The following is a 24522-nucleotide window of genomic DNA, read 5'->3' on the forward strand; positions in this document are numbered from 1 at the left end:
GGTGATCTACGAGATTCGTGAGTACACCACGGTGCCCGGCCGCATGCCCGCCCTCGTGAAGCGCTTCAAGGACCACACGCTGCAGATCTTCGAGCGGCTGGGGATGGAGGTCACGTTCATCTCCCTCACCGAGCTCGGCGACGACTCCAACAACGAGCTCGTCTACGTCATGCGGTGGGACTCCTACGAGGACATGGCCGCGAAGTGGGCCGCCTTCGGGGCCGACCCGGAGTGGCGGGACAGGCGCGCGGAGAGCGAGGCCGATGGACCGATCGTCGCCCGCATCAGCCGACGCGTGCTCAACTCCGGCGTCTTCGGGTGACGGCCACCGAACGGTGGCTGCGGTTGGAGGGCGTCGACAATGTCCGTGACGTGGGCGGGCTGCCCCTGCGCGGGGGCGGCACGACGCGGGCGGGGGTGCTCCTGCGCAGCGCGTCCCTGCAGTACCTCACACCCGCCGACGTCATGCGCCTCGTCGACGAGGTCGGGCTGCGGCTCGTGCTGGACCTGCGGACGCCCGAGGAGATCGAGCGCTACGGGTCCACCGCGCTGACCGACGCCGGTGTGGAGACGGTGCCCCTGACGCTCATCGGGGAGAGCCGCAACTACCTGCCCGAGACCGGCGACGACACCGACCCGCTGCTGCGCAACTACCTCGGCTACCTCGCCGACCACCCCGCCAACGTCGTTGCCGCGGTGCGGCGGCTCGCCGCGGCCGACGCCGGCCCGGCGCTGGTGCACTGCGCGGCGGGGAAGGACCGGACGGGCACCGTCGTGGCACTGGTCCTGGACGCGGTCGGTGTCGAGCGGGACGCGGTGGTGGCCGACTACGCGCTCTCGTCCGAGCAGATCGAGACGATGTTCCGGCGCTGGACGACGGCGTCGGGCGACCCGATGCCCGAGGACCTGACGCCGCACCACCCCCGCGCCGAGGTGATGGAGACGGTGCTGGCCAGGCTCGACGAGCAGCACGGCGGTGCGGCGGGCTGGCTGGCTGCCAACGGCCTGACCGACGAGGAGTTGGAGCGGCTGCGCGAGCGCTTCACCGCCTGACCTACCGGTCTACGGGAGCTCCTCGATCGTCACCTGGGTGTCGAGCTTGCGCAGGGTGCCGGGGTCTCCCGTCACCGCGGGCCAGCCCCGGCGCCGCGCGCTGGCGGCCACCTGGCCGGCGGCGATGTCGTCGCCGCCGGATGCGGCCATCAGCAGGCCGGACTCGAGCGCCGACGCCGTGCTCAGCTCGTCGATCACGATGTTGGGGAGGTTTAGCAGCACTTGCAGCGCGGCGTGGTGCTCGGGGTCGAGCAACGCCCAGGCGCGCCCGAGGGCGGCGCTCGGGATGGCCAGCACGATGTTCTCCTCGACGGCGGCCCACACCAGCGCCCGCATGTACACGGGCCGGCCCACGGCGAACGCGGCGAGCGCGGTGCTGTCGAGCACCCGGCCGCCGATCACGTCCGCACCACCGGTTCCACCGGTGCCGCCGCCATCAGACGGCGGCGGGCGGGACGAGGAGCAGGGTGCGGCGCGCCTGCGCGAGCTCGTCGGCGGGTGGAGGCCCGCCGTAGAGGTCGGCCAGGGTGGCCAGGGACCGCTCGCGCACCTGACGCGCCTCCATCGCCTCGGCGATGTAGCCGGCCAGGCTGTCGGAGGCGCCGTGGTCCACCGCGTCACGAGCCGCGGCCAGGAGATCGGCCGGCAGGCTCACCGTCACCCGCTCCGTACGCATGTCGCAGAGCGTACCCGCTCCGTTAGTGCTGGTCACGGACCGTCAGACGGGTGACCGGAGGAGCCGGTTACCCGTGAGTATGTCAAGGTGGGCAGGAAGTCCTGCCGAGCGTGCGAGGAGGCCGCGATGGATCTCACCTACACCGCAGCGGAGGAGGAGTTCCGCAGCGAGCTGCGCTCCTGGCTGCAGTCGAACATCCCGGAGGAGTGGAAGCGCCCCGGGTTCTGGGAGTCGCTCGACGACGACGAGAACTTCCGCCTGCGCCGTGACTGGGAACGCGACAAGGCCCTCGCCGGGTTCGCCGGCATCCAGTGGCCCACCGAGTTCGGCGGCCGCGGTGGCACCCCCGGCATGAAGGCGATCTACGACGTCGAGATGGTGCTGGCCGACGCGCCGCGCACCGTCAACCCGCTGGGACTGACCTTCCTCGCGCCCACCGTGATGGCCATCGGCACGGACGCGCAGAAGAAGGAGATCATCGGCCCGATGCTGCGCAACGAGGTGATCTGGTGCCAGGGCTTCTCGGAGCCCGGCGCGGGATCCGACCTCGCGGCGCTCTCCACCAAGGGCGTCCGCGACGGTGACGACTTCGTGGTCAACGGCCAGAAGGTGTGGACCACCAACGCCGTCCACGGTGACAAGATCTTCACGATGGTGCGCACCGAGGCCGGCAGCCAGAAGCACCGGGGCATCTCGATGCTGCTCATCGACATGCACCAGGACGGCGTCGACGCCCGCCCGCTCAAGCAGATGAGCGGCGCGAGCGAGTTCGGCGAGGTGTTCTTCGACGACGCCCGGGTGCCCGCCACCGACGTGCTCGGCGAGATCGGCGAGGGCTGGCGCACGGCGATGCTGCTGCTGTCGTTCGAGCGCGGCGCATCGGGCATCGGTCAGTACACGGAGTTCCGCCGCCAGTACGACGAGGTCGTCGAGGTCGCGAAGAAGCTCGGCCGCGACAAGGACCCGGTGATCCGCGGCAAGCTCGCCAAGGTCCTCACCGACCTGGAGTGCCTGCGGCTGCACGCCATGCACGTGCAGACGCAGGTGGAGCAGGGTCGCGACCTCGGCTTCGAGGCGTCGATGACCAAGCTGATCTGGTCGGAGCCGTCGCAGGACCTCTGGGAGGTCTTCGACGACATCCTCGGCGACGACGCCACGCTCTCGGAGATCGACGGCATCGACCTCACGCCGTTGCACGCCCAGGCCATGTGGTCCCGGTCGGTCACGATCTGGGGCGGGTCCTCGCAGGTCCAGCGCAACGTCACCGCCGAGCGCGTGCTCGGCCTGCCGCGATAAAGGAGGGTCGGACATGTTCTTCGCACTCACCGACGACCAGCGCGAGTTCGACGCCGCCGTGCGCGGCTACCTCGCGGAGCGCTTCGACCTCGAGGCCGTCCGTGGCGTCTTCGAGGACACCGCGGGCGACGGCCACCCGTCCTCGCTGTGGGAGGCCGCCGCCGAGCAGGGCTGGCTCGCCGTCACCGTCCCCGAGGAGAACGAGGGTCTCGGGCTCGGGCTGGTCGAGGCCCAGGTCATCGCCCGCGCGCTCGGCGCCGGCGTCGCGCCCGGCCCGTGGCGTGGCACCGTCCTGGCCGCCGAGGCCGTGCGGCTGGCCGGCTCCGACGAGCAGAAGGCCGCCTGGCTGCCGAAGCTCGCCGGTGGGGAGGCCGTCGGCGCGTTCACGCTGCGCGGCTCCGCGCCGGGCACGCTGACCGCCGTCGAGTTCGGTGCCGTGGCCGACGTGATCGTGGCCCGTTCCGGGGACGGCCTCGCGCTGGTCACCGGCGCCACCGCCACCCCGCAGGGCTCCTACGACGGCACCACGCGCCTCGCCTCGGTCGAGGCCGGGGCGGGGGAGGCGCTCCCGGGCGCCACCGCCGAGGTGATCGCGGAGCTCGAGGCCCGGGCCACCGTGCTGGTGGCGGCCGACCTGGTGGGCATCGCTCGCGAGGCGGTCTCCCGCACGGTCGCCTACGACAAGGAGCGCTCCCAGTTCGGCGTGCCCGTCGGCTCGTTCCAGGCGATCAAGCACGCGTTGGCCGACCTGCACGTGGCTGTCACGCTCGCCGAGCACGCCGCCCTCTACGCCGCCCACGCGGTGGACGCCGGCCTCGACGGGGCCGACCTGGCCGTCGCCGTGGCGAAGGCCAAGGCGAGCGACACGGCGATCGCCGCCACCGCCGCGATGATCCAGTACCACGGCGGCATCGGCTACACCTGGGAGCACGAGGCGCACTTCTACTACAAGCGCGCCAAGCGGCTGGCCGGCCAGTTCGGCGACGCCGACGCCCAGCGCGAGCGGATCGCCGCGTTGACGATCTAGCACCTCGGCCGCCCGTGCGCGGAGAGCGCTGCCTGGCAGTGTTCCCGCGCACGAGGCGGAGGGGGCAGGTGGTTCGCCCGATCGGATCCGGACGGTCGATCAGGACGCAGCGCGACCAGGTGCGACCACTGTGGAGCATGCGGACGCATCGTTCGGGTGGCACGGTAGGGATATGCCGTCCGCTCGTGCCACATCCGTCAACGCCACCGCCGCAGCACTCCTCGGTCTGCTGCACGGCGGGCCGATGACCGGTGGACAGCTCGTGGCCGCCGCGGGGGAGCAGTTCGGGGCCTTCTTCTCGGTCACGCGCAGCCAGGTCTACCGCGAGCTGCCGGTGCTGGCCGAGGCCGGGCTGCTCAAGCTCGGCAAGGTCGGGGCGCGGGCGTCGCAGCAGTACGCGATCACCGCGGCGGGCCGGCGGTCGTTCAAGGCGTGGCTGGCGGCCGACGGCGGGGTAGACCCGCTGCGCAGCCCGCTCGTGCTGCGGCTGCTGCACGCCGGCATGCTGACGACCAAGCAGCGCGCCCATCTCGTGGGCACCAGCCGGGAGGCCTACGCCGAGCGGCTGGTGGCGGCGCGGGCGGCCGCTCGGGGCGAGTCCGACCCCTACCGCAAGCCCGTGGCCGACTTCGCCGTGGCCCACGTGCGGGCCATGCTCAAGCTCCTGGACGCCGTCCCGGAGGAGTAGGCCCCGCGCCGGGGCGCGTAGCCTGGAGCGTTGTGAACCCCGACGCCGCCGCCGACCTGAAAGAGCTCACCACCACCCTGGAGAGCATCGAGGCGGTCACCGACCTGCCCGCGCTGCGCGCCGAGATCGACGACCTCTCCGGCCAGGCGGGCCAGCCCGACCTGTGGAACGACACGGAGGCCGCGCAGAAGGTCACCAGCCGGCTCGCGCACGCGCAGGGCGACCTGCGGCGGCTCGAGGAGCTGCGGCGTCGCCTGGAGGACCTCCCGGTGCTCTACGAGCTGGCCGAGGACGAGGGCGACGAGGCCGCGATCGCCGACGCCGACGCCGAGCGCGCCAAGCTCCGCGAGGACATCTTCTCCCTCGAGGTGCGCACGCTGCTGTCGGGCGAGTACGACCAGCGCGAGGCGCTCGTGACGATCCGGTCGGAGGCCGGTGGCGTCGACGCCGCCGACTTCGCCGAGATGCTCATGCGGATGTACCTGCGCTGGGCCGAGCGCCACGGGTACCCGGTCGACGTCTACGACACCTCCTACGCGGAGGAGGCCGGTATCAAGTCGGCTACGTTCGCGGTCCACACCCCGTTCGCCTACGGCACGCTGTCGGTCGAGCAGGGCACCCACCGGCTCGTGCGCATCTCCCCGTTCGACAACCAGGCCCGCCGCCAGACATCCTTCGCGGGCGTCGAGGTGGCGCCCGTCGTCGAGACCAGCGACCACGTGGACATCGACGAGAAGGAGCTCCGCGTCGACGTCTACCGCTCGTCGGGGCCCGGTGGCCAGGGCGTCAACACCACCGACTCCGCGGTGCGGCTCACCCACCTGCCCACCGGCATCGTCGTGTCGTGTCAGAACGAGCGGTCGCAGATCCAGAACAAGGCGTCGGCGATGGTGGTGCTGCAGGCCAAGTTGCTGGAGCGGCGCAGGCAGGAGGAGCGGGCCCTGATGGACTCGCTCAAGGACACCGGTTCGTCGTGGGGCAACCAGATGCGCTCCTACGTGCTGCACCCGTACCAGATGGTCAAGGACCTGCGCACCGAGCACGAGGTCGGCAACCCCTCCGCGGTGCTCGACGGCGACATCGACGGCTTCATCGAGGCGGGCATCCGGTGGCGGCGCAACCAGGCCGCAGAAAGCTGATCAGCGAACTGATCCGCCGAGCGGTAGCAACCGGGCGCCGAGGGGGCGCGTCGGATAACGGCGGGGTCGCGGCGCGCCGGTAACGTCCGCGCTCGTGATCCGCCTCGAACGCGTCACCAAGCTCTACAAGACCTCGACGCGTCCCGCGCTGGACCGGGTCTCGGTGAACGTCGACAAGGGGGAGTTCGTCTTCCTGATCGGACCCTCGGGATCGGGCAAGTCGACGTTCCTGCGCCTGCTGCTCCGCGAGGACGTGCCCACCCGCGGCAACATCTTCGTGTCCGACCTCAACGTCGCCAAGCTTCCGCGGCGCCGCGTCCCGCGGCTGCGCCAGCGCATCGGCTGCGTCTTCCAGGACTTCCGGCTGCTGCCGAACAAGTCCGTCGGCGGCAACGTCGCGTTCGCCCTCGAGGTGATCGGCAAGCAGCCGTCCACGATCAAGAAGGTCGTGCCCGAGGTGCTCGACCTCGTCGGGCTCGAGGGCAAGGCCGACCGGCTGCCCCACGAGCTCTCCGGTGGCGAGCAGCAGCGCGTGGCGATCGCGCGGGCGTTCGTGAACCGGCCGCTGGTGCTACTGGCCGACGAGCCCACGGGCAACCTCGACCCCGACACCAGCCAGGACATCATGCTGCTGCTGGAACGGATCAACCGCACGGGCACCACGGTCGTGATGGCCACGCACGACCACTCGATCGTCGACTCGATGCGCCGCCGCGTCGTCGAGCTGGACCTGGGGCAGGTCGTGCGCGACGAGTCCCGCGGCGTCTACGGCGTGGGGCGGTAGGACGTGCGTTCCGACTTCGTCGTCCGCGAGGTACTCACGGGCCTGCGCCGCAACGTCACGATGACCGTGGCGATGGTGCTGACCACGGCCATCTCGCTGGGCCTGGTGGGCACCGGCCTGCTCGCCGTGCGCACCATCGACCGCACCGAGCAGCTCTACAGCGACCGCGTCGAGATCCAGGTGGCGCTGACGTCCGACGTGTCGGCCAACGACACCGACTGCAGCCAGCCCGTCTGCGCCGCGCTCAAGCGAACGCTGGAGAACTCGCCGCTCGTGGCGTCGGTGACCTACGAGAACCAGCAGACGGCCTACGAGCGCTACAAGCAGCTCTTCGCCGGGCAGTCGCTGGCCGACGTCGTGCGCCCGCAGTCGCTGCCGGCCACGCTGCGCGTCAAGCTCGCCGACCAGACGGCCGGCGCGGCCGCGGTCAAGCAGGCCATGACCGGGCAGGTCGGGGTGCGCAACATCATCGACCAGCGCGACGTCGTGGCGAAGCTCTTCGACTTCCTCGGCGGCGTGCGGAACGTGACGTTCGCGCTCGCGCTCGTGCAGGCCGTGGCGGCGCTGCTGCTGATCTCCAACACCGTGCAGGTCTCGGCGTTCACGCGGCGCACCGAGGTGGGTGTCATGCGGCTGGTGGGCGCCACCCGCTGGTACACGCAGCTGCCGTTCCTCATCGAGGCCGTGGTCACCGGTGTGATCGGTGCGCTGATCGCGGCCGGCGGGCTGCTGGTGGGCAAGTTCCTGTTCATCGACTCGCTGCTGAGCGGCATCGTGTCGAACGGGGTGGTGCCGCCGATCCAGGTCTCCGACATCCTGTGGGTGTCACCGTTCCTGCTGATGATCGGTGCGGGCATCGCCGCGATCACCGGCTACGTCACGCTGCGCCTGTACGTCCGGCTGTAGACCGGGGGGCGGCACGGGCGGCGGTCACCGTCACCACCCGTGACGGCCTCCGCCTCGTCCCGGCCCCCCGCACGTGCCCTCGCGGCGACGGGGGTGCTCGTCGCGCTGGGCGGGGTGCTCGGAGCGGGGCTGTCGTCGCTGCTCTGAGCGACGTCCCGCATCCCGGTGGCGGTCCCGCGTAGGCTGGACAGGTGAAGGAGAAGGGCCGCAAGGTGATCGCGCAGAACCGCAAGGCACGTCACGACTACGCGGTGCTCGACACCTACGAGGCGGGTGTCGCGCTGCTGGGCACCGAGGTGAAGAGCCTCCGGCTGGGCCGGGCGTCGCTGGTCGACGCGTTCGCCACCGTGGACGACGGCGAGGTGTGGCTGCGCGGGCTGCACATCCCGGAGTACACGCAGGGCAGCTGGACCAACCACGAGCCTCGGCGCACCCGCAAACTCCTGCTGCACCGCGGCGAGATCGAGCGCCTGATCGGCAAGATCCGGGAGGGCGGGCTCACGCTCGTGCCGTTGTCGCTGTACTTCAACGAGGGCAAGGTCAAGTGCGAGCTCGCGCTGGCCAAGGGCAAGAAGGCCTACGACAAGCGCACCGACCTGGCCAAGCGCGACGCCGACCGCGAGATCCAGAAGGCCTACGGCCGGGCGGCCAAGGGGCGCGTGCGGGAGATGCGGTGACGGCCTCGCCGGCCCGAGGCGACGACACGGCCTTGCCGCCCCGAGGCGACGAAACGGCCTCCCCGGCCCAGGGTGTCGACACTGTTCCCGCTCCTCCGCAGAGCGACGACGACGTCCCGCGGTTCCTCACCGAGCTGGGCGTGCCCGGCATCGTCGACGTCCACGTGCACTTCCTGCCCGAGCGCGTGATGGCCAAGGTCTGGGCCTACTTCGACGAGGCCGAGACCCACTACGGCAGGGCGTGGCCGATCCACTACAAGACACCCGAGGCCGACCGCGTCGCGACGTTGCAGAAGCTGGGCGTGCGCGCGTTCGCGCCGCTGGTGTACCCGCACAAACCGGACATGGGCCGCTGGCTCACCGAGTGGGCGGGCGACTTCGCCGCCCGCACCCCGGACGCCGTGCCGACGGCCACCCTCTACCCCGAGCCGGACGTCGTCGACTACCTCGGCGCGGCCGTCGAGGCGGGCGCCCGCGCCGTGAAGGTGCACGTGCAGGTGGGGGCGTTCGACCCGCGCGACGAGCTGCTGCGTCCGGCGTGGGGCCTGCTCGCCGAGGCCGGCGTGCCCGCGATCATCCACTGCGGCCACGGCCCGATCCCCGGGAGGCACACGGGCCTCGACGTGTTCGCCGGGGTGCTGGCGGAACACCCGCGGCTGCCCGTGGTGCTCGCGCACGCCGGCATGCCGGACTTCACCGGCGCGCTGGACCTCGTGCGCCGCCACGAGCGCGTGCACATCGACACCACGATGGTCGGCACGCCCTACTCCCTGCAGATCGCGCCGCTGCCCGACGACTGGGCGGCGCAGCTCGTGGACGTGGCCGACAAGGTGGTGTTCGGCTCCGACTTCCCGAACATCCCCTATGCCTACTTCGAGCAGGTCAAGGCGGTGGCCGGCTGGGCCGCGGCCGACGACCGGCTGGGGGCGGGGTTCCTCCGCTCGGTGCTCCACGACGCGCCCGCACGGCTCCTGGGCCTTCCGACCTGACACGGGGGCGACCGGGAAGAACCGGCTTGCCCCGCGCGTTAAGCTATGTGGACGTCCGACACCGGGCGTCGAAGGGGGTGAACGGTTTCGACTCTGGACGTCGAGCAAGGGGAAGCGTGTCGAGGAAGGCAACGATGAGCTCGTTAACCACCCGTTGCAACCTTATAAGCGCCAGCGATACGCAGCGCGAATTCGCCCTCGCCGCCTGAGCGAGTGCGATTCTGTCGGACCGGGTGCGTTCCCCGACCCGGACCCCGGCATCAGCTAGGGGACTTACCTGTCCACCCGGTCGCGGGGTGGACAGGGACAGCAAACAGCGACTGGGATCGTCACACCGACTCGTCCGCATGATCGGTGGATCCGAGTAGAGACAACGCGGACTGCGCACGGAGAAGCCCTTGTGAAGCGACAGAGGACCCGGGTTCGATTCCCGGCACCTCCACCGTTGACGGCAGCCCCGTCGGCCACCCGGCCGACGGGGCTGCCCCCGTCTCGGCCCCATCGAGGAGAGTCATGAACGACGCCGAACGGCCCTACGACGTGGTCGTCTACGGCGCCACCGGCTACGTGGGGGCGCTGGTCGCCGCGTACCTGGCCGAGCACGCGCCCGCGGAGGTCCGGATCGCGCTGGCCGGGCGGTCCGCCGCGAAGCTGGAGAAGGTCCGCGCGGACCTGCCCGAACGTGCACGGTCGTGGCCGCTGCTGCAGGCCGACTCCACCGACCCGGCCTCCCTCACCGCCATGGCCACTGCGACGCGGGTGCTGGTGACCACCGTCGGCCCCTACGCCCGCTACGGGCTCCCGGTGGTCGAGGCGTGCGCGCGGGCGGGCACGGACTACGTCGACCTGACCGGCGAGGTCCTGTTCGTGCGCGACGTCATCGACCGGTTCGACGCGGTGGCCCGCAGCACCGGCGCGCGGATCGTCCACTCGTGCGGCTACGACTCGATCCCGTCCGATCTCGGGGTGCTGCTGCTGCACGAGCAGGCCGCGGCCGACGGCGCGGGGGAGCTCACCGCCGTCGGGCTCGTCGCCACCGTGCGGGGTGGCTTCAGCGGCGGGACGATCGACTCGATGCGCGCGCAGGTCGAGGCCGTCGGCGCCGACCCGGCGCTGCGCCGCGTGGTCGCCGATCGGCACGCGCTCAGCCCCGACCGCGCGGCCGAGCCCACACCGTCGCAGCCGGTGGACGCCCCGCCCCCCGCTCGCCGGGGCTCGCGCGGGATGTGGACCGCGCCGTTCGTCATGGCGTCGTACAACACCCGGATCGTGCGGCGCAGCAACGCGCTGCAGGACTGGTCCTACGGCCGCTCGATGCGCTACCAGGAGGTGATGGGCACCGGGCGCGGTCCCGTCGGGGCGCTGGCGGCCGCCGGCACCACGGCAGGCCTCGGGCTGGTGCTCGCCTGCATGAGCTTCGGGCCCACCCGGTCGCTGCTCGACCGGGTGCTGCCCGCACCGGGCACAGGTCCGACGCCGGAGGAACGCGAGCGCGGCTGGTTCCGGATGGACCTCGACGCGGCGACGACGAGCGGGCGCCACTACCGCGGGGTCGTCTCCGGTCCCGGGGATCCGGGGTACGCCGCCACGGCCGTCATGCTCGGGGAGAGCGCGCTCTGCCTGGCCCTCGACGGGGCGCGGCTGCCCGACCGGACCGGGTCGCTCACCCCGGCGTCGGCCATGGGCACGGCGCTGATCGACCGCCTCCGCGCCGCCGGCCACACCTACACCGCCGGCGCCGCGTAGCGGGCGTGACGACCACGTCCGGGTTACGGTTCGGTACGGACCGTTAGCAATGCTCAGGGAACCGGACGACAGCGGAGGATGGCGATGGCGGGGACGATCGCCCAGCAGGCGGACGGAACGGGGGACGCGCCGGCCTACCCGATGGAGAGGGGAAGCTGCCCGTTCGATCCACCGGAGCCGCTGGCCCGGCTGCGCGAGGACCGTCCGGTCACCCGCGTCACGTTGTGGAACGGCCGCTCGGCTTGGCTCGTGACGCGCTACGCCGACGTGCGGGCCACGCTCTCGGACCCGCGCATCAGCGCCGACGTCCGGAGCCCGGGGTTCCCGCTGCTCGGCCCGGGGCGCATCGGTCGTCCGGACCTGCGGACGCCGCCGTTCATCGTGCTCGACGACCCGGAGCACGCCCGGCTGCGGAAGATGCTCATCAGCGACTTCACGATGCGCGCCACCGCGTCGCTGCGGCCGATGGTGACGGGCGTCGTCGAGGACCTGCTCGACGCCATGGAGGCGGGCCCGCGCTCGGCCGACCTCGTGCAGGCGTTCGCGCTGCCGTTGCCGTCGCTGGTGATCTGCCGCCTGCTCGGCGTCCCGTATGCCGACCACGAGCTGTTCCAGCGCCTGTCCGCGCAGCTGCTGACGTTCACCGCCGACGGCGGCGAGGCCATGCGCGCGTCGGAGGAGCTGCGCGACTACCTGCGCGAGCTCGTCACCACCAAGCTCGCGACGGCGGATCCCGGCGACGACCTGCTCGGCCGGCTCGTGGTGCGCCGCGTGCGCACCGGCGAGCTCGAGGTGGAGGAGGCCGTGAGCATGGCGACGCTGCTGCTCGTCGCGGGCCACGAGACCACGGCCAACCAGCTCGCGCTCGGCACGATGGTGCTGCTCCAGTACCCCGCGCAGGCCGAGGAGCTGCGCACGACCGACGACCCGGAGGTGGTCGCCGGCGCGGTGGAGGAGCTGCTCCGGCTGTTGACGATCGTGCACAACGCCCGCTCCCGGGTGGCGCTGGAGGACGTCGAGATCGGCGGCGTGCTCGTCCGCGCCGGCGAGGCCGTGCTGCCGTCGGGGGAGACGGCCAACCGCGATCCCGAGGCGTTCCCCGACCCCGACCGGCTCGACATCCACCGGCGGGCACGACACCACGTCGCGTTCGGATTCGGGGTGCACCAGTGCCTCGGGCAGCCGCTCGCGCGCCTGGAGCTGCAGATCGCCTACCCGGCGCTGCTGCGGCGGTTCCCCGGCCTGCGCGTGACCGCGCCCGTCGAGGACCTGCACTACCGCGCCGACAAGATCGTCTACGGCGTGGCCTCCGTGCCCGTGGAGTGGTGACGGGCGTTACACCCCTGTCGCGGATACGTCGGCGGGGGCTACTCTGAAGTAGTTAGCCATGCTATATAACTCAGACCAGAGGGAGGCCGGCGATGACGGGGACACTCGCCGAACGACCGAACACCGAGGCGCTGCACTACCCGATGAGCCGGGGCGGATGCCCCTTCGACCCGCCCGCTGCGCTGCAGGAACTGCGCGAGACCGAGCCGATCAGCCGGGTGCGGATCTGGGACGGCAGCACACCATGGCTGATCACACGCCACGAGGACGCGCGCGCCGTGCTCGCCGACCAGCGCTTCAGCGCCGACTTCCGCAAGGACGGCTACCCTCCGACCTCGCCCGGGCAGAAGGTCCGGCGCGCGAAGGTGCGGTCGTTCATCTCGATGGACGACCCCGAGCACGCGCGCTACCGCAAGATGCTCATCTCAGAGTTCACGGTGAAGCACACCGAGAGCCTGCGCCCGATGATCACCGAGGTGGTCGGCGAGCTGCTCGACACGATGGCGGCGGGCCCCAAGCCCGTCGACCTCGTACAGGCGTTCACGCTGCCGCTGCCCTCGATGGTGATCTGCCGGATGCTCGGGGTGCCCTACTCCGACCACGCGTTCTTCCAGCGGATCAGCGCGAAGCTGCTCAACAACACCACCGCGCCCCAGGAGGCGCTGGCCGCCACCGACGAACTGAGCGACTACCTGCTGAAGCTCGTCCACGCGAAGGATGCCGACCCGCGCGACGACCTGACCAGCCGGCTGGTGCTGCGCCGCATGCGCACGGGGGAGATCGACGCCGACGAGCTCGTCGCCATGCTCAACCTGCTGCTCATCGCGGGCCACGAGACCACGGCCAACCAGCTCGCGCTCGGCACGCTCACCTTGCTCCAGCACCCCGAGCAGGCCGATGAGCTGCGCACCACCGACGATCCAGCGCTGGTCGGCGGCGCGGTCGAGGAGCTGCTGCGGCTGCTCACCATCGTGCACAGCGGACGCCGCCGCGTGGCCACAGAGGATGTCGAGATCGGCGGGGTCACGATCCGCGCCGGCGACGGTGTCGTCGTGGCGGGCGAGGTCGCCAACCGCGACCCGCAGGCCTTCGACGATCCCGACGAGCTGAACATCCACCGCTCGGCGCGCCACCACGTGGCGTTCGGGTTCGGGGTGCACCAGTGCCTGGGGCAGCCGCTCGCGCGTCTGGAGCTGCAGATCGCCTACCCGGCCCTGCTGCGCCGCTTCCCGGACCTGGCCGTGACGGAGAAGGTGGAGGATCTGCCCTTCCGCGACGAGATGCTGGTGTACGGGCTGCACGAGCTGCCGGTGACGTGGTGACAGTGCGCGGAGAGCGTTGCCGGGGCAGCGCTCTCCGCGCACGACCTCGTCGTCATGCGAGGGTGAGGGTCGCGAGGTAGGCGGGCCAGCTGCCGTACTCGCTGATGTCCACGGCGTCCGCGGGCGCGGCGACGCATACGATGCCCAGCGCCGACTCATCCGCCAGGTCGACCGTGCCGATCGCCAGCGGGGCGGGCAGCGCGCGCAGCAGCGTGCCGACCGCCGCCACGGGCATCCGGTGCAGCTCCACCTCGACGGCGGTGCCGCCCTCCGGTGCCGCGACGATCCCGCCGCGGGCGACACCGGCGCCCGCCAGCGCGATCATTCGGTAGACCGGCGCGGTGACCGCGTCGCGTTCGTAGCGGGCACCCAGCGCGACCAGCTCCGGGTGCAGCGGCTGGCCGGTCCGGTGGGCGGCCACCACTGCGAGGAGAACGGTGTCGGGGGAGTGGGGGGCGACCGGCGCCGCCCCCCGCCCCGCTTCGCGGCCCGTCATCCGAGGGGCACCTCGGACACGTGGGCCGCGACGATCCGCCACCCGTCGGCGAACCGGACCCAGGTCTGGCTCTGCCTGCCCTCGATCGCACCGTCCGGGTAGCCGAACAGGGTGGTCACGACGGCCGTCCTGTCGTCGACGGCCACCACGCGGGTGTCGGAGAGCCGCCGGCCCGCGGGCACCGAGGGGTGGTCGCGCCGCCAGGCCGCGATCTCCCCGGCGCCCTGCTGCCGGTCGGCCACGCCGAACCGCACGCACCGGGCGTCGTCCCAGAAGAGCCCGGTGAGCACGACGACGTCGCCGTCCGCCAGTGCCCGCTCGTACCGCCCGAAGGCGGCCGCCACGTCGGCGACCACCTCCGGGCTGTCGACGACTCCGCTGTCGAGAGCAGCCGGGGCGTCGAGCCTCACGCGGTGGCCGGGCGGGTCGTGTCGATCGACGCGACGGTGGCCGCGGGCTCGTCGACGCGCTGGTCGGGCACCTCGGACGCCGCGGCCGGCTCGGCCTCGGCCGTCGCGGTGTGCCGCCGGACCAGGCCGAACGCCAGCAGGATGATGCCCGCGAACAGGTAACCCAGTGCGATCTGGCCGCCCACGCCCCAGCCGACCGACGGCGCGTGGATGAGGCCGACGTAGCCCACCGCGGCGCCGATGAAGCAGTAGACGGCCGCTGGGATGAACTTCTTGTCGATGACGAACGCCGTGATCGCGCCGAGTAAGAGGCCCGCCAGGATCGCCCCGCCGCCGAGCAGCGACAGGCCCGTGTAGACCACACCGGCGTTCACCAGCGCGGGTTCACCGACCTGCGCCGCCGTCGTGCCGGCTGCCGAGAGCGCGTTGTCGATCAGCCCCGACGCCCAGGACGCGATGTTCGGGATGATCGCGATGACCACGGCCACCGCGTGCGCCTTCGGCACCTCCTGGAACGCCTGTGCGCCGATCAGGAGACCGATGTAGAGCAGGATCGGCACGATCGCCGGCAGCGGCAGCAGTGCCCCGAGCAGGCCGAACAGGCCGAGGAAGCACATGAGCGCGATGACCACGCCCGAGGCGAGCGAGTAGGACGTGCGGCCGCCCGCGGCCTTCCAGCCGGGGTGGCCGATGTACACGGCGGGCGGGAACGGGCAGCCGAGCACGGAGCCCACGATCGCCCCGGTGCCGTCGGCGAGCAGGATCGAGCGGAGGTTGTACTCGTCACCGGCGACTGCGGCGCTCTCCACGTTCGTCATGCCCTCGGTGAAGTTGTAGATGCCCAGGGGGATGGCCGTGGCCAGCAGCGGCGCGACGTCCGTCAGGCCCTGTCCGAGACGTCCGAAGTCGGCGGTGGGCAGCGACAGCGCCACGTCCTTGGCTGCCGACACGACGTCCGGCACGGACATGTAACCACCGATCCAGCCGATCGCCGAGCCCAGGAGCAGGGCGGCGAGGCCGACCGGGATGCCGCCCGGCAGCTTCAGGTCGGTGAAGAAGCCGACCAGGATGATCACCATGACGGGCAGCGCGATCCACAGCGCCTCCCACATCTGGGCGGCCGGGCGCATCGAGATGAAGGCGATCGAGACGCCGGCCAGCGTGCCGAGCATGGCCGCCTGCGGCGTGTACCTACGGATGTACGGGCCGACGAACGCGCCGATCAACACGATGATCCCGATGATGAAGCACCACGCGAGCCCGGAGGCCCACGCGGCGATCGGGTCCTTCGTCCTCAGGTAGATCGGCAGCATGACCACGAAGGTCACGATGAACATGTGCGGCACCGACGGGCCGTAGGGCATCGCGCAGACGTCGGTGCGGTTCTCGCGCTGGGCGAGCCGGCGCGCGAGGTAGGTGTAGTAGACGTTGCCGATGAGCAGCTGCACGCCGAGCGCGGGCAGGATCACCCCGAACACCTCGGTGCCGGGGATCTTGACCACCCCGATGCACAGCCCGGAGAGCACCAGCACGTTCACCAGGGTGTTGAAGCCCAGGCCGAAGAACGCGTTGGTGTCGCCGGACACCCACCAGGAGATCGTGACCGGTTCGGGTTCGGTGGTCGTCTCGCTCATGACGGTGTCCCTTCCAGGGCGGGGGCCATCGAAGTGGGTGCCAGTGCGGTGATCAGTGCCGTGGAAGGAGCGACCCAGCCGAAGATGCCGCCCTGCGCGGCGATCATGGCCAGGCCGGCCTTCTGGAACTCGGGGAAGTAGGAACCGGTGCAGTCGGACAGGACGAGGCACTCGTAGCCGCGGTCGTTGGCCTCGCGGACCGTGGTGTGCACGCACACCTCCGTGGTGACGCCGGTGACGATCAGGCTGGTGATGCCGCGCGCCTGCAGCTCGGCGCCGAACGTCGTGCCGTGGAACGAGCCCTTGCCCGGCTTGTCGATCACGAGCTCGCCGGGAGCGGGCGCGAGGTCGTCGATGATGTCGTGGCCGTACTCGCCGCGGATGAGGATGCGGCCCTTGGGCCCCGGGTCACCGATCCGCAGGGACGGCTCCCCGCGGGTGAGCTTGGCGGGCGGGCAGTCGCTCAGGTCGGGCACGTGGCCCTCCCGGGTGTGCACTATCGCCCCCATCCCGATGGCGCGGGCGGTGGCCAGCACCTTCTGCAGCGGCGGCACCACCGACTGCAGCAGCGAGACGTCGTTGCCGAGCGTCTCGCCGAAGCCGCCGAGCTCCACGAAGTCGCGCTGCATGTCGATGATCACCAGGGCGGTGGTCGCCGGGGCGAACTCGAACGGATAGGGGTCGGCGGGGACGGTGGTCATCTCGCCTCCGCGGGGGCGGGTACGTCGGCGTGCGTCATGAGGTTCCCTCGATCACGGCGGTGGACGTGGCAACTGCGCCGAACACGCCGCCCTGCATGGTCACCATGTGCAGGGCGGCGTCGTGGTTGGAGGGGTCGGTGGCGCCGGTGCAGTCGGAGAGGACCAAGCACTCGTAGCCGCGGTCGTTCGCCTCGCGCATGGTGGTGTGCACGCAGACGTCGGTGGTGATGCCGGTCAGGATGATGTGCGTGATCTGCCGGGTCCGGAGCACGAGATCGAGGTTGGTGGCGTAGAACGCGCCCTTGCCGGGCTTGTCCAGCAGCACCTCGCCCTCGATCGGAGCGACCTCCGGCACGATCTCCCAGCCCGGCTCGCCGCGCACGAGGATCCGGCCGGTCGGGCCCCCGCTGCCGATCTCGGCGCCGATCCGCGCGCTGCGCCAGCGCTTGTTGGCGGGAAGGTCGGACAGGTCGGGCGCGTGCCCCTCCCTCGTGTGGACGACGAGCATGCCGGTGGCCCGGGCGTGCGCCAGCATCGCCGCCGTCGCCGGGAGACCGGCCCGCGTCAGCGAGATGTCGTAGCCCATCCGGTCGACGTAGCCGCCGGGCCCGCAGAAGTCGACCTGCCAGTCGATGCAGATCAGCGCGGTGTGCGCGGCGTCGACCGAGCCGTCGTAGGGCCACGGGTAGGGGTTGGCGGCGACCGGACCGATCGTCGCCTCCCGCTTGCTCGCAGGGGCGGGCGTCGAGCCTGCTCGAGTGCGCGTGGGTGCGGTGGTCATGCGGCCTCCCTGGTGATCAACCGATGTGCAGCGGACAACAGCCGGTCCTCGGAGAAGGCCGGGCCGATGAGGGTGACGCCGACGGGCCTGCCGTCGGGGGTCGTGCCGGCCGGGACCGCGACGGCGGCGAGGTCGAGCAGGTTCGCGAACTGCGTCCAGCGGCCGAGGACGAGGTTGCGCACCACCGGCTGCTCGGCGATCTGGGCGCGCGTGAACGTCGTCGGGACGGTGGGGAGCAGCAGGGCGTCGGCGCGCTCCCACAGCCTGTCGCACCAGGCCTTGAGCTCCTGCAAGCGGTGGACGCCGCGGAAGACGCCGACGCCGTCGACGTCGTGGCCGCGCTCGATCACCGTGCGCGTGACCGGCAGGACGTCGTCGGGGTGGTCGGCGAAGAAGCCGGCGAGATCGGCCAGCCGCTCGGCGATCCAGGGGCCGCCGTAGAGCAGGTCGCCGGCCTCGATCAGCGGGCCCAGCTCGGTGTGCCCGACCGCCCCGGCCCGGGCGGCGACGCCGGCGAACACCTGCTCCATCGCGGTGTCGCCCTCGAAGTCGAGCGCGCCGTCGTCGGGGACGAGCAGGCGCACCGGGCCGCCGCCGTCGCTCGCGGGCCCGGTGCGCGACCACGGGTCGTCGGCATCGGGTCCGGCGAGGACGGCCAGCACGTCGGCGGCGTCGTCGAGGTCGGTGGCGAAGACCGAGACGCAGTCCAGCGACCGGCACGCCGGAACCACCCCGCTCGCTCCGACCAGCCCGCGGGTGGGCTTGAGCCCGACGATCCCGTTCATCGCCGCCGGGACGCGACCCGAGCCCGCGGTGTCGGTGCCCAGCGAGAACGCGACGAGCCCGGCCGCCACGGCCACCGCGCTGCCCGAGCTGGACCCACCGGACACCAGGTCGCCGCCGAACACGCTCTCGGGCGCCCCGTACGGCGAGCGGACGCCGACGAGGCCCGTGGCGAACTGGTCGAGGTTGGTCTTGCCGACGACCACCGCGCCCGCGTCGAGCAGCCTGCGGACGCTGCCCGCGTCGACGGCCGGGGTGTAGGCGAACGCCGGGCAGCCCGCGGTGGTGGGCAGCCCGGCGACGTCGATGTTGTCCTTCACCGCGAACGGCACGCCGAACAGCGGCGGCAGCTCGGCGCGGCCGCGCAGGGCCTCCAGCTCAGTGGCCCGCTCGTGCAACGCGGCGCGCTCCACGAGCGAGATCCACACCGCGTCGTCACCGCGGGCGGCGATCCGCCCGAGCACCTCGTCGACGATGTCGTGGACGGTGAGGTCGTCCCGCCGCAACGCCTCGCTCAGCGCCCGCACCCGGAACGGGAGGGCTGCCACCTGCATCTGCATTCCGTCGATTGTCGACAGTTTGGTGTCAGGTGATGGTCTCTCCCGTTACGGGCATGTCACGCCCGCAGGTGGCGGCCCGAACGCCGGCCGGCGCTGGCCCGAACGGTGCAACGCCGTCAGGTGCCGAGTTCCGGCGCAAGGTACGTGCGGGCCCCGTGGTGCTCCAGCTCGGCAAGCACCGCGTCCGTCCCACCGCTCGCGACCGCGTCGTAGAGCCTGCGGTGGCGGCGGGCGCCGTCGCAGGGGGAGCGGTCGCGGGCCTCGCGCCGCATGTTGGTGGCCATGTAGAGCTGCAGCTGCAGGAGCAACGGCTCGTACACGCGCATGAGGTGGTGGTGCCCGGCCAGCGCGACCAGCGCCAGGTGGAAACCCCGGTGGGCGGCGTCCTGCTCGAGGGCGGCACCGGACGCGGCGGCCCGGTCCATCTCCTCGACGGCGACGCGCAGCCCGTCCAGCAGCGTGGGGTCGGGGGTGCCACCGCCCCCGAACGTGCAGCGCACGGCGAACTGCTCGAGCGTGTCGCGCAGGGTGAACAGCTCGTCCATGTCGCGGGCCGAGAGCTGGGTGACCCGCACCCCGCGCCGGGGCAGGTGCTCCACGAGCCCCTGCTGCCCGAGCAGCCGCAGCGCCTCGCGCAGCGGGGCCCGGCTGGTGCCGAAGCGGCGGGTGAGCTGCTCCTCGACGAGCCGCTCCCCGGGCGCCAGCGCGCCGCTGAGGATCTCGCCGCGCAGGCGCCGCACGGCGAGCTCGACGAGGCTGCTCGCCTCCAGCCCGCCGGTGGCGACAGGCTCTGCGGTCACGGCGGATCTCCTCGGGCGGTGGCGGCTGTTCCCTCTCAACATTGTCAGACCGGCGCCGTCCGCGCGGCCGCTACCCGGCGACGCCCACGCCGATCAGCACGCCCACGACGTACGTCGCGCCCGCCGCGATCGCGCCGAACAGCAGTTGGCGCAGCCCGCTCAGCCACCACGAGCGGGTGGTGAAGCGCGAGGTCAGCGCGCCTGCGACGAACAGCCCGACCGCGCCGACGGCCAGCGCGAGCAGCAGCGAGGAGTAGCCGAGCAGGTACGTGATGATCGGGAAGATCCCGCCGATCGAGAACGCGACGAACGACGAGATCGCGGCCGTCCAGGGTGAGGGCCGGTCGTCGGGATCGACGCCCAGCTCCTGCGTGATGTGCACCTTGACGGCGAGCTCGGGGTCGGCGCTCACCTCGCGCGAGACGGCCTCCGCGGTCTCCCGCGAGAGCCCCATCTCGACGTACATCTCGGTCAGCTCCGCGGCCTCGGCGCTCGGGTGCCTTCGCAGCTCGTCGCGCTCGATGCTGACCTCGTACTCCACCGCGTCGTTCTGCGTGTCGACGGACGCGAACTCGCCCAGCGCCATCGAGAACGCGCCGGCGACGAGGCCCGCCATGCCGGTCAGGACGATCGCGTGGCGGTCGGCCCCGCCGCCGCCCACGCCGGCGACCAGCGCGATGTTGGTGACGAGGCCGTCCATGGCGCCGAAGACGCCGGCGCGCAGCCAGCCCCCGGAGACGTCGGCGTGCTGGTGGTCGTTCTCGTGCTCGGCGAACTCCGCCGGCCCCGGAACCGCGGTCATGGCGCGAGCGTATGGCCCGGGCGGGCGGCCGTGCGGCGCGGCGGCGCGGCCACCCGAACGGGCCGACTCGCGCGCCTGATCGTGTCGACGGCCCGGATGTGTCGACTCGCGGGGTGGTGGGGGCGCCGGGTGCCGCCCACCACCGCACCGCCCGCGCGGTGGCGGGCGTGCGCCGCCTGACGGACCTCGACGCGGTCCTGGAGCAGGAGCCGGCGCGCGAGCACTTCTGGTGCTCGGGCCGTGACGGAGGGCGAGCGACCCGTCGATAGGCTGATCGTGTGAGGCAGGAACAGGTGCTCGACGTCGTCGGGACGCTCGCGCGCCTCGGCCTCGCGGCCGTCTGGCTCGTCTCGGGCACGCTCAAGGCGGCCGACCCCGACCAGACCTACGTCGCCGTCCGCGCCTACGACGTGCTGCCGACCGGCGGGGTCGAGGTGGTGGCCGCGGTGCTGCCGTTCCTGGAGATCGCGCTCGGGCTGCTGCTGCTCGCGGGCGTGGGCACCCGAGCAGCCGCGGTGCTGTCGGCGGCGCTGCTGCTGGTGTTCGTCGTGGGGGTCGCGCAGGCGTGGGCGCGCGGGCTGTCGATCGACTGCGGCTGCTTCGGCGGCGGCGGCGCCGTGGCCCCCGGCGACACCGCCTACCTGCAGGAACTGATGCGCGACACGAGCTTCCTCGTGCTCGCCGCGTGGTTGATCGTGCGTCCCCGCACCCTGCTCTCCATCGACTCGCGATTCGGCGGAAGGACCTGACATGGGCGGAGCGTCCAGAAACGACAAGAAGCGCAGACAGGAGGCCGCCGCCCAGCGGCTGGCCGCGGCCGGCATCCAGGTGCCCGCGAAGAACACGGCCAACCGCACGCCGCTGATCGTGGTGGGCGTGGTGGTGCTCGTGGCCGTCCTCGTCGGCGCCGGGATCTTCTACTTCCGCAACAACTCCTCGACGCCGGCCGTGGCCCCCACCTACACGGCCACCGTCTCCGGCGCGGTGGTCACGGCCGGCACCGGCAAGGTCGTGATCGACACCTACGAGGACTACCTCTGCCCGAACTGCCAGCGGTTCGAGCAGCGCTACGGCCCCGACATCACGGCCGCGCTGAACGCCCGGCAGATCACCGTGCGGTACCACAACATCGCGATCCTCGACCCCAGCTCGAACCCCCCGGGGTACTCGACGCGCGCCGCCAACGCGGCCATCTGCTCGGCAGCGGCGGGCATCTTCCCCGCCTACCACGCGAAGCTCTACGCCGAGCAGCCCGCCGAGGGCAGCCCGGGCCTGAGCAACGCCCAGCTGATCCAGTTCGGCACCGAGCTCAAGGCCCAGGGCGACTTCGCCGGCTGCGTGAACAACGGGACGAACGACGCGGCCGTCGCCGCCGAGACGAAGAAGGCGATCGCCGACCCGGCCCTGCAGACCAACGGCCAGTTCGGCACCCCGACGGTCGCGATCAAGGGCGTGAAGGTCGACCTCAACGACAGCAACTGGCTGAAGAACGCCATCGCGGCCGGCTGATCACCACGTGCCGCACAGGAGGCCCTGCCGAGGGCGTTCCCGTGCGGCGCGCGGCGATCGTCAGGACCTGCGGGACGGGTGATCCCAGGTGATCTCGGGCCGGCGCCCGCCCAGGTGCCGGCCGAACCAGTCGAGGATGATCTCCGCCCGCTGCACGCGGTGGCGCGGTGAGCCGCCGCGCGACAGGCCGTGGTTCTCCTCGGGGAACCGCCAGTACTCCACGGGCCTGCCCAGCATGCGCAGCGCCAGGTGGAGCTGGTCGGCCTGCTCCGGGTGGCAGCGCAGGTCCTCCTCCGAGTGCAGGATCAGCACCGGGGTGTGGATGTCGCGCACGTAGGTGATCGGCGAGACCCGCCGGTAGACCTCGGGCCGTTCCAGGTGCGAGACGCCCAGCTCGTGGCGGAACGTGCCGGCCACGTCGGAGCTCCACTCCTCCGACTCCAGGTTGTTCACCGCGCGCTCGCTGCAGGCCGCGGCGAACCGGTCGGTGTGGCCGATGAGCCAGCTCGTGAGGAACCCGCCATAGGAGCCGCCGAGCACGCCGACGCGGTCGGGGTCGAACGAGGGCTCGCGCGCCAGCGCGGCGTCGAGCACGGCCAGCACGTCGTCGGCATCGATGCCGCCCCACCCGGTGCCCGGGACCTCCGCGGCCTCCGGGCTGCGGATGGAACGCAGCCACGCCTCTGTGCGCCCGGTGGAGCCGTGCGGGTTGCAGTAGACCACCGCGTACCCGGCGCCCGCCCACAGCTGGAACTCGTCGAACCAGCTGTTCCCGTACTGCGCCATCGGGCCGCCGTGGATCGAGAGCAGCACCGGCACGCTGTCGCCCTCCGCGACGCCGAGCGGCCGGACCACCCACGCGTCGACGTCACCGTCGCCCGCGGGGGAGGGCACCGTGAAGTGTTCGAGCGCAGCGGCCGGGACGGCCGCCTGGAACGCGGCGCCGAGCGTGGTGAGCTGCCGCTCGGTGCCGTCCCCGTAGCGGACGAACACCTCGGGCAGCGCGGTGGGCGTGCTCGCGACGAACGCCAGCGTGTCGCCCACCTTGTCGTACGCGCTGACGACGCGGGTGCTGCCGACGAGCAGCTCCACCTCGCCCGTGCCGTCGGCCGCGATGCGGTGGACGTGGACGTCGCCGCGGTCCTCGGTGGCGAACAGCAGCCGCTCGCCGTCCCAGAGCGGGGAGCGGGCGCCGGGGTGGGGCGCGCACTGGCGGTCCAGCCCGGCGGTCAGGATCCGCTGCTCGCCGGTGGCGACGTCGAGCACCGCCACCTGCCCGTTCGACGGCACCAGGCGCACGTCGTCGGTGAGGGTGGCGATCCGCGTGCCGTCCGGGCTGAACGAGGGGTGGGCGTGCGACAGGCCTCGGTCGGTAAGCGTCCGCCGCTCGCCGGTGCCGTCGGCGGCCACGATGTGGACGTCGTCGAGCAGCGCCGCGTCGTGCTCACCGGTGGCCGCCGTGACGGCCAGCGTGAGCCCGTCGGGCGCCCACGCGAACCCGTTGTGATCCCAGGCCCCGCCGGCCACGAGCGTCGGCGGCGCCGACGCGTCGGCCGGGACCACGAACACGCCCCGCGGCCGGTCGACGATCCAGCCCTCGCCGTCCAGGCGCGACACGAGCCGGTCGATGAGCCGGGGCGGCCGGGCACGGTCGTCGTCGCCGTCGGAGTAGCGGCCGGTGCGTTCCCGCGACGCGAACGCGATGCCCGCGCCGTCGGGCGACCACTCCGGCTCCTCCACTGCTTCCGGCCGCTCGCACACTGTGATCACCTCGCCGGGGCCGCCGACGGGCATGACGTGCAGCGAGTGCTTCCCGTCCCGCGACCGGGTGAAAGCGAGCCTGCTCCCGTCCGGCGACCAGGCCGGCTGCCCGTCGCCGTGCTCGCCCGAGGTCAGCGGGAACGGTGCCGCCGAGCCGTCGGTCGCCGCGAGCCAGACGGACCGGCGGTACCGGTTGCCCTCCAGGTCGACGCGGGAGACGACGAACGCCACGCGGCGGCCGTCGGGGGAGAGGCGGGGATCCGAGACACCCACAAGGCGTCCGACGTCGGCGGGCTGCACGGTCGCGACGGTAGGCGACCCGGTTCGCGGGGGCCTCGCGGGCTCGTGTAGCTTTCTCTTCGCAAGGGGCTGTGGCGCAGCTGGTAGCGCATTTGACTGGCAGTCAAAGGGTCAGGGGTTCGAATCCCCTCAGCTCCACCCATGCTGACCAGCGGAAACTTTCCGCTGAAGTTGTCCACACCGACACTCGTGGTGCCGATCGTGGTGCGAATCCGCTCTAGCGTTGCACCATGACTTCCGCGGCGTCGCGACGCCGGTCTCGCTCCAAGGGCCGCATCGAGCAGTTGCCCAGCGGGTCCCTGCGCGTCGTCGTCTACGCCGGCCAGGACCCGCTCACCAAGCGCCGTCACTAC

26 protein-coding genes, 1 tRNA gene and 1 other RNA gene are annotated in these 24522 nt (G+C 72.2%); 17 read left to right on the top strand and 11 right to left on the bottom strand.

The features are described from left to right. Both JWR81_RS27750 and JWR81_RS27755 read left to right on the top strand, forming a co-directional pair. A partial coding sequence (locus tag JWR81_RS27750; protein WP_297659273.1) for an NIPSNAP family protein occupies nt 1–322 on the top strand: 322 nt, incomplete at its 5' end. After that, on the top strand, nt 319–1053 hold the full coding sequence (locus tag JWR81_RS27755) for a tyrosine-protein phosphatase (protein ID WP_297659275.1): 735 nt from the start codon (nt 319–321) through the stop codon (nt 1051–1053). The genes JWR81_RS27750 and JWR81_RS27755, both read left to right, overlap by 4 nt. Before the next feature lie 9 nt (nt 1054–1062). Here the strand turns inward: JWR81_RS27755 and JWR81_RS27760 are convergent, their stop codons facing one another. Further along, nucleotides 1063–1455, bottom strand: a complete 393-nt coding sequence (locus JWR81_RS27760) for a hypothetical protein (protein WP_297659278.1) — start codon at nt 1453–1455, stop codon at nt 1063–1065. A gap of 34 nt (nt 1456–1489) precedes the next feature. Next, complete coding sequence (locus JWR81_RS27765; RefSeq protein ID WP_297659280.1) at nt 1490–1729, bottom strand: hypothetical protein; 240 nt, start codon at nt 1727–1729, stop codon at nt 1490–1492. Between the two features lie 126 nt (nt 1730–1855). Here JWR81_RS27765 and JWR81_RS27770 point away from each other — a divergent pair, with 126 nt between their 5' ends. From JWR81_RS27770 to JWR81_RS27825, 12 genes are all read left to right on the top strand, one after another. Next, nucleotides 1856–3025, top strand: coding sequence for an acyl-CoA dehydrogenase family protein (locus JWR81_RS27770; protein ID WP_297659282.1), 1170 nt, complete (start codon nt 1856–1858; stop codon nt 3023–3025). Between the two features lie 13 nt (nt 3026–3038). Then, the gene (locus tag JWR81_RS27775) at nt 3039–4052 is read left to right on the top strand and encodes an acyl-CoA dehydrogenase family protein (protein ID WP_297659284.1); all 1014 of its coding nucleotides are present in this window, start codon (nt 3039–3041) and stop codon (nt 4050–4052) included. Nucleotides 4053–4224: 172 nt separating this feature from the next. After that, complete coding sequence (locus JWR81_RS27780; RefSeq protein WP_297659286.1) at nt 4225–4740, top strand: PadR family transcriptional regulator; 516 nt, start codon at nt 4225–4227, stop codon at nt 4738–4740. A gap of 32 nt (nt 4741–4772) precedes the next feature. Further along, nucleotides 4773–5879 (top strand): peptide chain release factor 2, encoded by a 1107-nt coding sequence (gene prfB / locus JWR81_RS27785; protein WP_297659288.1) that lies wholly within the window; start codon nt 4773–4775, stop codon nt 5877–5879. 94 nt (nt 5880–5973) lie between these two features. Beyond that, nucleotides 5974–6663 (top strand): cell division ATP-binding protein FtsE, encoded by a 690-nt coding sequence (ftsE, locus tag JWR81_RS27790; RefSeq protein ID WP_297659294.1) that lies wholly within the window; start codon nt 5974–5976, stop codon nt 6661–6663. A gap of 3 nt (nt 6664–6666) precedes the next feature. Next, complete coding sequence (gene ftsX, locus JWR81_RS27795) at nt 6667–7569, top strand: permease-like cell division protein FtsX (RefSeq protein WP_297659297.1); 903 nt, start codon at nt 6667–6669, stop codon at nt 7567–7569. A gap of 191 nt (nt 7570–7760) precedes the next feature. Then, nucleotides 7761–8246, top strand: a complete 486-nt coding sequence (gene smpB / locus JWR81_RS27800; RefSeq protein ID WP_297659299.1) for an SsrA-binding protein SmpB — start codon at nt 7761–7763, stop codon at nt 8244–8246. 32 nt (nt 8247–8278) lie between these two features. Continuing rightward, entirely contained in the window at nt 8279–9235 is a 957-nt protein-coding gene (locus JWR81_RS27805) for an amidohydrolase family protein (protein WP_297659329.1), read from the top strand. A 73-nt stretch (nt 9236–9308) separates the two neighbouring features. Next, nucleotides 9309–9680, top strand: a transfer-messenger RNA (tmRNA) gene (ssrA, locus tag JWR81_RS27810). 68 nt (nt 9681–9748) lie between these two features. After that, complete coding sequence (locus tag JWR81_RS27815; protein ID WP_297659301.1) at nt 9749–10981, top strand: trans-acting enoyl reductase family protein; 1233 nt, start codon at nt 9749–9751, stop codon at nt 10979–10981. 84 nt (nt 10982–11065) lie between these two features. Then, nucleotides 11066–12310 carry a cytochrome P450 gene (locus tag JWR81_RS27820; protein ID WP_297659303.1) on the top strand — a complete coding sequence of 415 codons (1245 nt, stop codon included), beginning with the start codon at nt 11066–11068 and terminating at the stop codon, nt 12308–12310. A gap of 92 nt (nt 12311–12402) precedes the next feature. Then, nucleotides 12403–13632: a cytochrome P450 gene (locus tag JWR81_RS27825; protein ID WP_297659305.1), complete on the top strand. Its 1230-nt coding sequence runs from the start codon at nt 12403–12405 to the stop codon at nt 13630–13632. Nucleotides 13633–13684: 52 nt separating this feature from the next. On the opposite strand, the gene JWR81_RS27830 is transcribed toward JWR81_RS27825, so the two are convergent. The 8 genes from JWR81_RS27830 to JWR81_RS27865 form a co-directional block, all read right to left on the bottom strand. After that, nucleotides 13685–14128, bottom strand: a complete 444-nt coding sequence (locus tag JWR81_RS27830) for a hypothetical protein (RefSeq protein WP_297659308.1) — start codon at nt 14126–14128, stop codon at nt 13685–13687. Continuing rightward, a complete protein-coding gene (locus JWR81_RS27835) occupies nt 14125–14538 on the bottom strand; it encodes an AtzH-like domain-containing protein (RefSeq protein ID WP_297659310.1) in 414 nt (137 codons plus the stop codon). Before JWR81_RS27835 ends, JWR81_RS27830 begins: the two co-directional genes overlap by 4 nt. Next, complete coding sequence (locus JWR81_RS27840; protein ID WP_297659312.1) at nt 14535–16172, bottom strand: regulator; 1638 nt, start codon at nt 16170–16172, stop codon at nt 14535–14537. The genes JWR81_RS27835 and JWR81_RS27840 overlap by 4 nt, the downstream gene beginning before the upstream one ends. Then, the gene (locus JWR81_RS27845) at nt 16169–16873 is read right to left on the bottom strand and encodes a cysteine hydrolase family protein (RefSeq protein WP_297659314.1); all 705 of its coding nucleotides are present in this window, start codon (nt 16871–16873) and stop codon (nt 16169–16171) included. The genes JWR81_RS27840 and JWR81_RS27845 overlap by 4 nt, the downstream gene beginning before the upstream one ends. A 34-nt stretch (nt 16874–16907) precedes the next feature. Further along, nucleotides 16908–17654: a cysteine hydrolase family protein gene (locus JWR81_RS27850; protein WP_297659316.1), complete on the bottom strand. Its 747-nt coding sequence runs from the start codon at nt 17652–17654 to the stop codon at nt 16908–16910. Then, nucleotides 17651–18997 (bottom strand): allophanate hydrolase, encoded by a 1347-nt coding sequence (atzF, locus tag JWR81_RS27855; protein WP_297659318.1) that lies wholly within the window; start codon nt 18995–18997, stop codon nt 17651–17653. The genes JWR81_RS27850 and atzF overlap by 4 nt, the downstream gene beginning before the upstream one ends. A gap of 116 nt (nt 18998–19113) precedes the next feature. Then, entirely contained in the window at nt 19114–19797 is a 684-nt protein-coding gene (locus JWR81_RS27860; protein ID WP_297659320.1) for a GntR family transcriptional regulator, read from the bottom strand. Between the two features lie 70 nt (nt 19798–19867). Beyond that, a complete protein-coding gene (locus JWR81_RS27865) occupies nt 19868–20599 on the bottom strand; it encodes a VIT1/CCC1 transporter family protein (RefSeq protein WP_297659322.1) in 732 nt (243 codons plus the stop codon). Between the two features lie 293 nt (nt 20600–20892). Between JWR81_RS27865 and JWR81_RS27870 the strand changes: the two genes are divergently transcribed. Then, nucleotides 20893–21348: a MauE/DoxX family redox-associated membrane protein gene (locus tag JWR81_RS27870; RefSeq protein WP_297659331.1), complete on the top strand. Its 456-nt coding sequence runs from the start codon at nt 20893–20895 to the stop codon at nt 21346–21348. A 1-nt stretch (nt 21349) separates the two neighbouring features. After that, entirely contained in the window at nt 21350–22108 is a 759-nt protein-coding gene (locus JWR81_RS27875; protein ID WP_297659324.1) for a thioredoxin domain-containing protein, read from the top strand. Between the two features lie 60 nt (nt 22109–22168). On the opposite strand, the gene JWR81_RS27880 is transcribed toward JWR81_RS27875, so the two are convergent. Next, nucleotides 22169–24169: a S9 family peptidase gene (locus JWR81_RS27880; RefSeq protein WP_297659327.1), complete on the bottom strand. Its 2001-nt coding sequence runs from the start codon at nt 24167–24169 to the stop codon at nt 22169–22171. Between the two features lie 65 nt (nt 24170–24234). Between JWR81_RS27880 and JWR81_RS27885 the strand changes: the two genes are divergently transcribed. Then, nucleotides 24235–24307 (top strand) — tRNA-Ala (locus JWR81_RS27885). The last annotated feature ends 215 nt before the right edge of the window (nt 24308–24522 follow it).

The sequence above is a fragment of the Pseudonocardia sp. genome, assembly GCF_025965585.1.
Taxonomy (GTDB): Bacteria; Actinomycetota; Actinomycetes; order Mycobacteriales; family Pseudonocardiaceae; genus Pseudonocardia.